Source organism: Paraburkholderia sp. CI2 (assembly GCF_014201055.1).
In the GTDB taxonomy this organism is placed as follows: Bacteria; Pseudomonadota; Gammaproteobacteria; order Burkholderiales; family Burkholderiaceae; genus Paraburkholderia; species Paraburkholderia tuberum.
In genome coordinates, this window is sequence record NZ_JACHDL010000005.1 from 271,935 (window position 1) to 284,034 (window position 12,100).

At 66.1% G+C, this 12,100-nt stretch carries 11 protein-coding genes; 8 read left to right on the plus strand and 3 right to left on the minus strand.

Annotated elements, in window-relative coordinates; genetic code table 11:
* Positions 1-123 precede the first annotated feature (123 nt).
* Entirely contained in the window at positions 124-1,185 is a 1,062-nt protein-coding gene (locus HDG32_RS10265; RefSeq protein ID WP_184066203.1) for a DMT family transporter, read from the minus strand.
* Between the two features lie 304 nt (positions 1,186-1,489).
* On the opposite strand from HDG32_RS10265, the gene dapC reads away from it, so the two are divergent.
* The 6 genes from dapC to cls all read left to right on the plus strand — a co-directional run bounded on the left by dapC (position 1,490) and on the right by cls (position 7,844).
* Positions 1,490-2,710, plus strand: a complete 1,221-nt coding sequence (gene dapC, locus HDG32_RS10270; protein WP_184066206.1) for a succinyldiaminopimelate transaminase — start codon at positions 1,490-1,492, stop codon at positions 2,708-2,710.
* A gap of 73 nt (positions 2,711-2,783) precedes the next feature.
* Positions 2,784-3,611: a 2,3,4,5-tetrahydropyridine-2,6-dicarboxylate N-succinyltransferase gene (dapD, locus tag HDG32_RS10275; protein ID WP_184066209.1), complete on the plus strand. Its 828-nt coding sequence runs from the start codon at positions 2,784-2,786 to the stop codon at positions 3,609-3,611.
* On the plus strand, positions 3,611-3,976 hold the full coding sequence (locus HDG32_RS10280) for an ArsC family reductase (protein ID WP_018417635.1): 366 nt from the start codon (positions 3,611-3,613) through the stop codon (positions 3,974-3,976). The genes dapD and HDG32_RS10280 overlap by 1 nt, the downstream gene beginning before the upstream one ends.
* 140 nt (positions 3,977-4,116) lie before the next feature.
* The gene (dapE, locus tag HDG32_RS10285) at positions 4,117-5,256 is read left to right on the plus strand and encodes a succinyl-diaminopimelate desuccinylase (RefSeq protein ID WP_184066212.1); all 1,140 of its coding nucleotides are present in this window, start codon (positions 4,117-4,119) and stop codon (positions 5,254-5,256) included.
* 14 nt (positions 5,257-5,270) lie between these two features.
* A complete protein-coding gene (gene prmB, locus HDG32_RS10290; protein WP_184066215.1) occupies positions 5,271-6,155 on the plus strand; it encodes a 50S ribosomal protein L3 N(5)-glutamine methyltransferase in 885 nt (294 codons plus the stop codon).
* 201 nt (positions 6,156-6,356) lie between these two features.
* Entirely contained in the window at positions 6,357-7,844 is a 1,488-nt protein-coding gene (gene cls / locus HDG32_RS10295; RefSeq protein ID WP_184066218.1) for a cardiolipin synthase, read from the plus strand.
* A 10-nt stretch (positions 7,845-7,854) separates the two neighbouring features.
* On the opposite strand, the gene HDG32_RS10300 is transcribed toward cls, so the two are convergent.
* On the minus strand, positions 7,855-8,334 hold the full coding sequence (locus HDG32_RS10300) for a glutathione peroxidase (protein WP_090800611.1): 480 nt from the start codon (positions 8,332-8,334) through the stop codon (positions 7,855-7,857).
* A gap of 166 nt (positions 8,335-8,500) precedes the next feature.
* Here HDG32_RS10300 and HDG32_RS10305 point away from each other — a divergent pair, with 166 nt between their 5' ends.
* Both HDG32_RS10305 and HDG32_RS10310 read left to right on the plus strand, forming a co-directional pair.
* Complete coding sequence (locus HDG32_RS10305; RefSeq protein WP_184066221.1) at positions 8,501-10,456, plus strand: ATP-binding cassette domain-containing protein; 1,956 nt, start codon at positions 8,501-8,503, stop codon at positions 10,454-10,456.
* A 108-nt stretch (positions 10,457-10,564) separates the two neighbouring features.
* Entirely contained in the window at positions 10,565-11,620 is a 1,056-nt protein-coding gene (locus HDG32_RS10310) for a CaiB/BaiF CoA-transferase family protein (RefSeq protein ID WP_018417629.1), read from the plus strand.
* Positions 11,621-11,690: 70 nt separating this feature from the next.
* On the opposite strand, the gene HDG32_RS10315 is transcribed toward HDG32_RS10310, so the two are convergent.
* Positions 11,691-11,969, minus strand: a complete 279-nt coding sequence (locus HDG32_RS10315; RefSeq protein WP_090800615.1) for a DUF2866 domain-containing protein — start codon at positions 11,967-11,969, stop codon at positions 11,691-11,693.
* Positions 11,970-12,100 lie beyond the last annotated feature (131 nt).

Here is a 12,100-nt window from a genome sequence, read left to right on the forward strand (position 1 = left end):
CACCGCCGCAGCGGGACGGCCCCACGCAACCTCGCGAGCCTTCGCAATTTGGTTGCCGGCTGCATGCGCTCATGCATCTCTGAGGCACACACAGGTACGCATGCGCCGGCTAATGAGGGGGAATCATACCATCGCGCGCGGACGATTCTTACCGCCCTTTCGGCGGTCGTCACTGTCGCCGTCAGGGCCGGGTTCGTCACCGCGTTGGCCGCCGCGTTTGCTACCGCATTGACCACCGCGTCCATCGTCGCCGCCGGGCCCGTCCGTGCCCCCGATGGCGGGATCGGGCGGCGCCAATTTCGTCCGATGCACCCAGCTCGACAAGGCCGACGCGAGCACGATGCACGCGCCGCCGGCCCATTCGCGCGGGCCCGGTACTTCGCCGGCGAACAGCCACGCCGACAGCGCCGTCACGACGAGTTCGAACAGCATGATGATCGACGCGCGATTGGCCGGCACGCGCGAGAGCCCGTATTGCACGAGCATGTTGTTCGACGCGAGCAGCAGACCGAGACCGAGCACCAGCAGCGCCGCCGTGCCCAGATGCGCGCCGACGGGCGGCGCGGACATCGGCTCGAACAGCGACGCGAGCGCGCCGAACAGCGCCGCGCCGCCGAAGATCACCGCGGTGCGCATTTCGGGCTTCATGTCCGGCAGCACGCGGCTCGTCTTCAGGATCAGCACGTTGCTCATCGCGAAGCCCATGCCGCCGGCGAGCCCGGCCCATTCGGCGGGATTGCCGGGTACCGGAATGCCGAGACGCGGCGACCATAGCATCGTCATCGCGCCCGCGAGCGACAGCGCGGCCAGCGCCGCGCCCGACCACGTGAGCCGCTCGTGCAGGATGAAATGCGCGAACAGCGCGGTCCACGCGGGCGTCAGATAGAACAGCAGCAGCACGCGCATCACCTGACCGTGGATAGCGCCCCACACGAAGCCGAGATTCGTGACGCCCGCGGCGAGCGCGAGCGCCGGCAGCAGCCAGTGCCACCGCACGGTCTTCAGCGCGCCATTCCGCACGAGCAGCACGAACAGGCAGCCGGTGCCGCTCGTGAGCGCGCTCGCGGCGGTGCCGGTCACCCCGAGCGCGGCCAGCATCCGCAGCGGATACCAGACCATCCCCCAGACCGACGCGCCCAGCATGATCGCGAGCGTCGGCCAGCCGTTGCGAAGCCAGTTGGTCATGGGGCGGGACTCCGACGGGCATCGTGGGCGGGTCGTATGAGGGTCCAGCCGGCCGTCTCCTGAACTGCTGCGTACATTGCTGCTCCTGCGTATTCTTTTACACGAACCGTGGCGGATTTCGCGCCGTTCCCGCCGCGGCGCCCCGGTGTGCCGCCTCGCGGATTGCTCCCGCGCCGCGCGCCTGGCTCCCGCCTGGTCCGCGGGCGCGCCACGCTATAATCGTCCGTTCGCCGCCGCCCGCCGGCGCGCGTGCCCGGTTGTCCCGCCATTCGTCCGCGTCCATCCCGATCAGGCCATTTCGTCCGTGAATCCGCTACTCGACTCCCTTCAGCCCTATCCGTTCGAAAAGCTGCGCCTGCTTTTCAAGGACGTCACGCCGCCGGCCGGCCTTGCGCACATCAGCTTCGGCATCGGCGAGCCGAAACATCCAACCCCGCCGCTGATCCGCGACGCCGTCATCGACTCGCTCGGCGGCCTCGCCGCGTATCCGGCCACCCTCGGCTCGGCGCCGCTGCGCGAGTCGATCGCGAAATGGGTCACGCAACGCTACGACCTGCCGCCGCTCGATCCGCTGACCGAGGTGCTGCCGGTGGCGGGCTCGCGCGAGGCGCTGTTCGCGCTCGCGCAGACGGTGCTCAATCCGCGCCGCGATGCTGACGGCGAGCCTGCGATCGTACTCTGTCCGAACCCGTTCTACCAAATCTACGAAGGCGCGGCGCTGCTCGGCGGCGCGCAGCCGTACTTCGTCAACAGCGACCCGGCGCGCAACTTCGCGTGCGACTACTCGGCGGTGCCCGCCGACGTGTGGGCCCGCACGCAACTGCTGTACGTCTGCTCGCCGGGCAACCCGACCGGCGCCGTGCTCACGCTCGACGACTGGCGCGAGCTGTTCGCGCTATCGGACCGCTACGGCTTCGTGATCGCTTCGGACGAGTGCTACTCGGAAATCTATTTCGACGAGTCGACGCCGCCGCTCGGCGGACTGGAAGCCGCGCACAAGCTCGGACGCGGCTTCGAGCGCCTCGTGATGCTGTCGAGTCTGTCGAAGCGCTCGAACGTGCCGGGCATGCGCTCGGGCTTCGTCGCCGGCGACGCCGCGATTCTCAAGGCATTCCTGCTGTACCGCACGTACCACGGCACGGCGCTGTCGACCGTGTTCCAAAGCGCGAGCGTGGTCGCATGGAGCGACGAGACGCACGTGCGCGAGAACCGCGCCAGGTACCTGCGCAAGTTCACGACCGTCACGCCGATGCTCGCCGACGTGCTCGACGTGCGGCTGCCCGACGCCGCGTTCTACCTGTGGGCCAACGTCGAGCGCACCGGCCTCACGGACACCGAGTTCGCCCAGCGCCTCTACGCCGACTATAATGTGACGGTTCTGCCGGGCTCGTTCCTCGCGCGCACCGCGCACGGCGTGAACCCCGGCCGCAATTTCGTGCGCCTCGCGCTCGTCGCCGACGTCGACGAATGCACGGCGGGCGCGCAGCGGATCGTCGAATTCTGCCGCTCGTCCAGTGTCAACTGAGTGCAGCCTGAGCCCCGCTTGAGCTACACGGCATCCCCTTCTTCAGACTTCAACCCTTCAGATAATCACGCCTATGTCGCAACAACTTCAGAGCATCATCGATACCGCCTGGGACAACCGCGCCGAACTGTCGCCGAAGGCCGCGCCGGCAGAAGTGCGCGAAGCCGTCGCCCATGCGATCGAGCAACTCGATAAGGGCGCGCTGCGCGTCGCCGAAAAGAAGGACGGCGACTGGGTCGTCAACCAGTGGCTGAAGAAAGCCGTGCTGCTGTCGTTCCGTCTGGAAGACAACGCGCCGATGCCGGCCGGCGGCTACAGCCAGTTCTACGACAAGGTGCCGTCGAAGTTCGCGAACTACACCGCTGAAGACTTCGCCGCCGGCGGCTTCCGCGTGGTGCCGCCCGCGATCGCGCGCCGCGGCTCGTTCATCGCGAAGAACGTCGTGCTGATGCCGTCGTACACCAACATCGGCGCGTACGTCGACGAAGGCACGATGGTCGACACGTGGGCCACCGTCGGCTCGTGCGCGCAGATCGGCAAGAACGTGCACCTGTCGGGCGGCGTCGGCATCGGCGGCGTGCTGGAGCCGCTGCAGGCGAACCCGGTCATCATCGAAGACAACTGCTTCATCGGCGCGCGCTCGGAAGTCGTCGAAGGCGTGATCGTCGAGGAAAACTCGGTGATCTCGATGGGCGTGTACCTCGGCCAGAGCACCAGGATTTACGACCGCGAAACCGGCGCAGTCACGTACGGCCGCATTCCGGCGGGATCGGTCGTGGTGGCGGGCAACCTGCCGTCGAAGGACGGCACGCACAGCCTGTACTGCGCGGTCATCGTCAAGAAGGTCGACGCGAAGACGCGTGCGAAGGTCGGCCTGAACGAGTTGCTGCGAGGCGATTGATGGCGCGCGGCACCAAAACCGTCGTCTACGGCATTCCGAACTGCGACACCGTGAAGAAGGCCCGTGTGTGGCTCGAAGAGCACGGCGTCGAGTTCGAGTTCCACGACTTCAAGAAGGCCGGCGTGACCGAGCCGCTCGTGCAGGACTGGCTCAAGGACGTCAAGCTCGACGCGCTGCTGAACCGCCGCGGCACGACGTGGCGCGCGCTGTCCGACGACATGAAGGCGGCCGCGGAAACGCAGCCGGGCGCGATCGCGCTGATGATCCACAAGCCGTCGGTGATCAAGCGGCCGGTGCTGGTCGTGAACGGGCGGGTGAAGTCGCTCGGCTTTTCGGCGGACGAGTACGCGGCGCTGTTTGTCTGAGCGCGGCGCTCAGCGCCAGGCTCCAGCACGAGGTAGTCGAACGCGCGGCCTCGCGCCGCGTCGTTCAAAGGCTGTTGCCGGCTGCGGTGCCTCACCGCGAGCCGGCATTTTTTCATTTCAAAGTGGCTTGTACTGAATCCATGTCCGGCACCCTCGCCCTTACCGAACAACTGATTGCGCGCGCGTCCGTCACGCCCGACGATCAGCATTGCCAGCGTCTCCTGATCGAGCGCCTCGCCGCGCTCGGCTTCGAGCACGAGACGATCGAATCCAACGGCGTGACCAACCTGTGGGCCGTCAAACGCGGCGTCGACGGCACGCAAGGCAAGCTGCTCGCGTTCGCCGGCCACACCGACGTGGTACCGACCGGCCCGCTCGAACAATGGCAGTCGGCGCCGTTCGAGCCGACCCAGCGCGACGGCAAGCTGTACGGCCGCGGCGCGGCGGACATGAAGGCGTCGATCGCCGGCTTCGTCGTCGCGAGCGAGGAGTTCGTGGCGGCACACCCCGGGCACCGCGGCTCGATCGCGTTCCTGATCACGAGCGACGAGGAAGGCCCCGCCACCGACGGCACCGTCAAGGTCGTCGAAGCATTGCAGCAGCGCGGTGAGCGCATGGACTACTGCATCGTCGGCGAGCCGACCTCGAGCGAGCGTTTCGGCGACATGGTCAAGAACGGCCGGCGCGGCTCGATGTCGGGCAAGCTGATCGTCAAGGGCGTGCAGGGCCATATCGCCTACCCGCATCTGGCGAAGAATCCGGTGCACCTGCTGGCGCCAGCGCTCGCCGAACTCGTCGCCGAGCGCTGGGACGAAGGCAACGAATATTTCCCGCCGACCACCTGGCAGGTGTCGAACCTCCACAGCGGCGCCGGCGCGACCAACGTGATCCCCGGCCACGCGGACGTGATGTTCAACTTCCGCTTCTCGACCGCGAGCACCGTCGAAGGACTGCAAAAGCGCGTGCATGCGATTCTCGACAAACACGGCCTCGAATACGAACTGCAATGGACGGTGAGCGGTCTGCCATTTCTCACCCCGAGCGGCGAGCTGTCGAGCGCGCTCGCGCAGGCGATCAAGGACGAAACCGGCGTGGACACCGAACTGTCGACCACCGGCGGCACGTCGGACGGCCGCTTCATCGCGCGCATCTGCAAGCAGGTGATCGAGTTCGGCCCGCTGAACGCGAGCATCCACAAGATCGACGAACATATCGAAGTCGCCCATATCGAGCCGCTGAAGAACGTGTATCGCCGCGTGCTCGAACAACTGATCGCGTAACCTGGAACTTTGCGATGACGCTTCCTTTTTGCACCGTCCGCGACCTGCTGCGTTATGCAGTGTCGCGCTTCAGCGAGGCCAAACTGTCGTTCGGCCACGGCTCGGCCAATGCCTACGACGAAGCCGCCTATCTGATCCTGCACACGCTGCATTTGCCGCTCGACCTGCTCGAACCGTTTCTCGACGCGCGCCTGACCACGGCCGAAATCGAGGCGGTGCTGAAAGTGATCGAGCGACGCGCCGCCGAACGCGTGCCGGCCGCGTACATCACGCAGGAAGCGTGGATGCACGGCTATCGCTTTTACGTCGACGAGCGCGTGATCGTGCCGCGCTCGTTCATCGGCGAGCTGCTGCAGGACGGCCTGCAGCCGTACGTCGAGGACCCCGAGCAGGTCGGCGCGGTGCTCGAACTGTGCACCGGCTCCGGGTGCCTCGCGGTCCTCGCCGCGCACGCGTTCCCGAACGCCGACGTCGACGCGGTCGATCTGTCCGCGCCCGCGCTCGAAGTCGCGACGCGCAATGTGCTGGACTACCACCTCGACGAGCGCATCGCGCTGTTCGAAGGCGATCTGTATGCGCCGCTCGCCGAGCGCCGCTACGATGTGATCATCAGCAATCCGCCGTACGTGAACGCCACGTCGATGCAGGAGCTGCCGGCCGAATACAGGCACGAGCCGGAGATGGCGCTCGCCGGTGGCGCGGACGGCATGGACATCGTGCGACGGATCATTGCCGACGCGCGCAACTGGCTGACCGAAGACGGCGTGCTCGTCATCGAGATCGGCAACGAACGCGAGCACGTCGAGGCCGCGTTCGGCGGTCTCGACCTCGTGTGGCTGTCGACCAGCGCCGGCGACGACAACGTGTTTCTGATCCAGGCCAGCGACTTGCCGGTCTGAGTCCGGCATGCTGACCGTTTGAGCGTCGTTTCAAGCGCGTTTCTCAGGCAGGGTCACGAGCAATCGCCGCGACAGCGCGTGGCCTTGCCCGCAACCGCAGCCTGAGCCCGTTGCCCGACGCGTTCGCCGCAGACCACGGAGCGAGCCCGTGCCCGCCTCCGTTTCCTGAACCACGGCGCTTCGCCAACTGTTCGCGAGCTTATGTCATTCGACCTGCTTCACGTCGGCACGCTGGTTGCTGTTGCCCACATTCTCGGCATCATCGCGGCCGCTCACGCGATTCTCCATACCCGCACCTCGCAAGGGGCGATCGCGTGGGCCGTGTCGCTGGTCGCGATGCCTTATCTGACGCTCGTACCCTACCTGTTCCTTGGCCGCAGCAAGTTCGCCGGCTACGCGGACGCGCGCCGCGTCGAGAACGAGCTGCTGCGCACGCGCGCGCATCCGCTGGTGTGGGACACGCAGGCGTCGTCGGCCGGGGTGCCGACGCAGCAGCTCGGCTCGCGGCTCGTGCAGTCGCTGACGCGCCTCGGCGGCATGCCGTTCCTGCCCGGCAATAGCGTGCGCACGCTGGTCAACGGCACGGCGACTTTCGAGGCGATCTTCGAGGCGATCGAGAACGCGCGCCGCTATGTGATCGTGCAATTCTTCATCGTGCGCGACGACGCGCTCGGCGACATGCTGAAGGACGCGCTGATCGCCAAAGCCAAACAGGGCGTGCGGGTGTACTTCCTGTATGACAGTATCGGCAGCTTCGATCTGCCGCACCGCTACGTCGCGGCGCTGCGCGCCGCCGGCATCGAGATGCAGCCGTTCGCCACGAACCGCCTCTTCGTCAACCGTCTGCAACTGAATTTCCGCAATCACCGCAAGATCGTGGCGGTCGACGGCGAGCGCGCGTTTGTCGGCGGTCATAACGTCGGGGTCGAATATCTGGGCGCGAAGCCGCCGCTGTCGCCGTGGCGCGATACGCACATCGAAGTGCGTGGTCCGGCGGTCGCAAGCATCCAGTTCGTCTTCATCGAGGACTGGTACTGGGCCACGCAGCAGTTGCCCAAGTTCGACGCGCCGGCCGCGGATTCCGTGACCCCATCCTTCGACCAGCCCGGCGACCACGGCGCCAACGAGCGCGCCGCGAACAACATGCACTGCCTCGTGCTGCCGAGCGGCCCGGCCGACAAGCAGGAGACCTGCTCGCTGTTTTTCGTCGAAGCAATCAACGCGGCACGTGAACGCATCTGGATCACGACGCCCTACCTCGTCCCCGACGAAGCCGTATTCGCTGCGTTGCGCCTCGCTGCGCTGCGCGGCGTCGACGTGCGCATCCTGATTCCGAGCCGGCGCGATCACCTCGTGGTGTTCGCGGCGTCGAAGCTCTATGCGTACGACTCGCTGCGCGCGGGCATTCGCATCTTCCGCTATCAGCCGGGCTTCCTGCATCAGAAGGTCGTGCTGATCGACAGCAGCGCGGCCGCGATCGGCAGCGCCAATCTCGACAACCGCTCGTTTCGCCTGAACTTCGAGATCATGGTGCTGACCGTCGACCGCGGCTTCGCGCTCGAAGTCGAGACGATGCTGCTCGACGACTTTGCCGAGTCGCGCGAAATCGACCGCGACGAGTACCACAAGTCGAGCGCGCTGCGACGCATGCTGATGCACGTCGCGCGGCTCTTTTCGCCGATCCTGTAGGCGTGCCCGCTTACAGCAGCGCTTCGATATCCCCGGTGATCGCCTCGGGCTTGGTCAGCGGCGCATAGCGCTTGACGACGTTGCCGTCGCGGCCGATCAGAAACTTCGTGAAATTCCACTTGATCGCCTCGAGACCGAGCAGTCCCGGCGCCTCGATCGTCAGATAGCGGAACAGCGGGTGCGCGTTCGGACCGTTCACGTCGATCTTGTCGAACATCGGAAACGTCACGCCGTAGTTCTTCTCGCAGAAGCTGCCGATCTGCGCGGCGTCGCCCGGCTCCTGCTTGCCGAACTGGTTGCACGGAAAACCGAGCACCGCGAGCCCGCGCGCCGCGTACGCGTCATACAGTTTCTGCAAGCCCGCGTATTGCGGCGTGAACCCGCATTCGCTCGCGGTATTGACGATCAGCATAACTTTGCCTTCGTACTGCGCGAGACTCGCTTCCTCGCCGCCGAGCGTGCGTGCCGAAAACGAAAAGATCGATGTCATGTGCCCTCCCGTGAAAGCCGTCAGTCTATGCCAAAAGCGCTGCCGATACAGTCGGCCGGATGGCCGATGAGCGCTGCGCGCGAAGTGACAGACGGGCAATCGGCGCCGCGCGCCCGGCAACGCGCCGGGCAGTCTAAAATAGCGGTTTTCTTCAGCCGGCCACGTCGTGATCCGCTTCAATCAGTTCAGCCTCGCGCGCGGCACCAAGCCGCTTTTCGACAACACCACATTCACCTTGAACCCCGGTGAAAAAGCCGGCCTCGTCGGAGCGAACGGCGCGGGCAAGTCGACGCTGTTCGCCGTGCTGCTCGGCGAGCTGCATGCGGACGGCGGCGATTTCTCGATCCCGCCGACCTGGCGCATCGCGCACGTCGCACAGGAAACGCCCGCCGTCGACAAAACCGCCCTCGCCTACACGCTAGACGGCGACGCCGCGCTGCGCCACATCGAAGCGCGCATCGCTTCGGCCTCCGCGGCGCACGACGGCGCGGCAGAAGCCGAAGCGCACGCCGCGTTCGCCGACGCCGACGGCTACACCGCGCCGGCTCGCGCCGAAGCGTTGCTGCTCGGCCTCGGCTTCACGCTCGAGCAGACCCGCGAGCCGGTCAGCAGCTTCTCGGGCGGCTGGCGCATGCGCCTGAATCTGGCGCAGGCGCTGATGTGCCGCTCCGATCTGCTGCTGCTCGACGAACCGACCAACCACCTCGACCTCGACGCGATCGTCTGGCTGGAAGATTGGCTGAATCGCTATGCGGGCACGCTGATCGTGATCTCGCACGACCGCGAGTTTCTCGATTCCGCCTGCAACGTCACGCTGCATCTCGAGAACCAGCAGATCAAACGCTACGGCGGCAACTACTCGCAATTCGAAGTGCTGCGCGCGCAGCAGATCGCGCTGCAACAGAGCGCGTACGAAAAGCAGCAGCGCACGGTCGCGCATCTGCAGAGCTACATCAACCGGTTCAAGGCGCAGGCCACCAAGGCGCGTCAGGCGCAAAGCCGGGTGAAGGCGCTCGAGAAGATGGAGCTGATCGCGCCCGCGCACGTCGGGTCGCCGTTCACGTTCGAGTTCCGCACTCCCGACTCCGCGCCGAATCCGATGATGGTGATGGAAGACGTGCGCTGCGGCTACCATGCCGAAGACGGCAGCGGGATTCCGATCGTCGAGCGCGTGATGCTGTCGATCCAGAATGGTCAGCGCATCGGCCTGCTCGGCGCGAACGGCCAGGGCAAGTCGACGCTGATCAAGACGCTCGCGGGCACGCTCGAACCGTTGAGCGGCCACGTACGCGAAGGCAAGGGTCTGCGCATCGGCTACTTCGCGCAGCATCAGCTCGAAACGCTGCGTCCGGACGACACCCCGTTGCAGCACCTCGCGCGTCTCGCGCCCGATACGCGCGAGCAGGAGCTGCGCGACTTCCTCGGCAGCTTCAACTTTTCCGGCGACATGGCGACCGCGAAGATCGCGCCGTTCTCGGGCGGCGAGAAGGCACGCCTCGCGCTCGCGCTGATCATCTGGCAAAAGCCGAACCTGCTGCTGCTCGACGAGCCGACCAACCACCTCGACCTCGAAACGCGCCACGCGCTGACGATGGCGCTCGCGCAATTCGAAGGCACGCTGATCCTGGTCTCGCACGACCGGCATCTGCTGCGCGCGACGACCGATCAGTTCATGCTGGTCGCGAAGCATCGTCTGCAGGAATTCGACGGCGATCTCGACGACTACCGCGACTGGCTGCTGCAGCATGCAGCCGAGCAGCGCGCCGCGCTGAAGGCCAATGCTTCCGGTGCGTCGGACGCAGCGTCCAACGGCGCGGCAAGTGGCGACAGCAACGTCAATCGCAAGGAACAGCGCCGCCTCGAAGCGGAAACGCGGCAGAAGCTCGCGCATCTGAAGAAGCCGCTGCAAAGCCGCATCGCGAAAATCGAAAAGGAAATGGACGCACTCAACGCGGAGAAAGCGACGCTCGATACATTCGTCGCCGATCCCGCGAGTTACGAACCGGAGCAGAAGAGCAAGCTGACGGAGGCGATCCGCCGTCAGGCAGACGTGAACGCGCGCCTCGACACGCTCGAAGCCGAATGGCTCGAGACGCACGAGGAACTCGAACAGATCGGCTAGCGGCACCGCGCCGGCATCCACGGGAGCTTGGCTTTGTCATTTGCGAATTCATCGTCCGGGTTATCGGCCCCAGAATCCGAAGCTGCATCGGCAGCCGATGCGCCGCCGTTGCAAGGACTGCGCGTGCTCGACCTCACGCGTCTGTTGCCGGGTCCGGTGGCCGCGCTGCGCCTCGCCGAGCTCGGCGCCGATGTGCTGAAGATCGAGGCGCCCGGCGCGGGCGACCCGACTCGCACGATGATGCAGTCGTCGAGCGATCGTGTCGCGGGCCGACCCGGCGCGTTTTACCGGATGGTCAATCGCGGCAAGCGCGAGACGCGCCTCGACCTCAAGTCCGAAGCAGGACGCCAGGTGCTGCGCGCACTCGCGGCTGAAGCCGACGTGCTGATCGAGAGCTTCCGGCCCGGCGTGATGGAGCGGCTCGGCCTCGGCTACGCGACGCTCAGCGCAGCCAATCCGCGGCTCGTCTATTGCGCGATCAGCGGATATGGCGCGAGCGGTCCGTTCGCGGACCATGCCGGCCACGATCTGAATTACATCGGCTATGCAGGCGTGCTCGATCAACTGGCGAACCGCGACGGTGCGCCGATCCTGCCGAACTTCCAGATCGCCGATCTGCTCGGCGGCGCATTGAGCGCGGTCACGCAAATTCTCGCGGCGCTCTGGCATGTCGCGCGAGGCGGCGCGGGCCGCTTCGTCGATGTATCGATGACGCACACGAGCTATGCGCACAACTTCGTCGCGCAGGTGTCGCTCGTCAACGAAGGTGCGGCGCCCGCCGCGGGCAGTGGTCTGTTGAACGGCGGCGTGCCCTGCTACAACCTCTACCGCACCAGCGATGAACGCTGGCTCGCGGTCGGCGCGCTCGAATTGAAGTTCTGGGAAACGCTGTGCATGGCGCTCGATCGGCCGGAATGGGCGACGCGTCACTGGAGCCTGGGTCAGGCGATCGGCGGTCCCGATGCCGTGGCACTCATTCAGGAAGTCGCCAATCTGATTGCGACGCGCACGCTCGGCGAATGGGTGGAATCGCTGGAATCGCTCGATTGCTGCGTGTCGCCGGTGCTGACGCCCGCTGAAGCGGCGCAGCATCCGCTGTTCAATCCGCACGCGTATGCGGCGGTGGCCGCGAGCGCCGCCGACTCACACGACGACGGGGCCTAATGCGCGTGGCGCAGCCGCGACGCGGGCGCAATGAAGATCAAGGCCCGGTCAATCGAAAAACCCGCCGCCGTCAACGCCGCGTCGGCGTCTGCCTCGGCAGCGTTTGGCGCGGCGACTTTTCGTCGTCGTACAGCAGGTGCTTGCGGCCTTCCACATGGCGGCTGATCGTGGCACGCACTTCGGCGGCCGTTACGTCTTCGGCCACCACCCGCCGCGAGATCTGGCCCGCGGTGTCGATCCACTCGACGATCCGGCAAGCGCCGCCCCACGGCTGATGAATCGGTGCGGAGACCCGGCAGCCGCGCACCTGGATGTTATGGTGGGCAGCGGTTTCACGAGACTGTTTCAAGGCGCGATCCTTTTTCGAGCATCAGACGGGATGCATATCCTTACAGCTTAGAAAAAAGGGATGGCGACCAGGTTACAGCCAATATGAAGATATTTACCGGGCATTACGGTACCGCAAGCGTACAAAGTACT

Coding starts and splice junctions, on each gene's coding strand:
- cls (WP_184066218.1), top strand. CDS start 6,357: ATGTCATTCGACCTGCTTCACGTCGGCACGCTGGTTGCTGTTGCCCAC.
- dapD (WP_184066209.1), top strand. CDS start 2,784: ATGTCGCAACAACTTCAGAGCATCATCGATACCGCCTGGGACAACCGC.
- dapE (WP_184066212.1), top strand. CDS start 4,117: ATGTCCGGCACCCTCGCCCTTACCGAACAACTGATTGCGCGCGCGTCC.
- HDG32_RS10265 (WP_184066203.1), bottom strand. CDS start 1,185: ATGACCAACTGGCTTCGCAACGGCTGGCCGACGCTCGCGATCATGCTG.
- prmB (WP_184066215.1), top strand. CDS start 5,271: ATGACGCTTCCTTTTTGCACCGTCCGCGACCTGCTGCGTTATGCAGTG.
- HDG32_RS10280 (WP_018417635.1), top strand. CDS start 3,611: ATGGCGCGCGGCACCAAAACCGTCGTCTACGGCATTCCGAACTGCGAC.
- HDG32_RS10300 (WP_090800611.1), bottom strand. CDS start 8,334: ATGACATCGATCTTTTCGTTTTCGGCACGCACGCTCGGCGGCGAGGAA.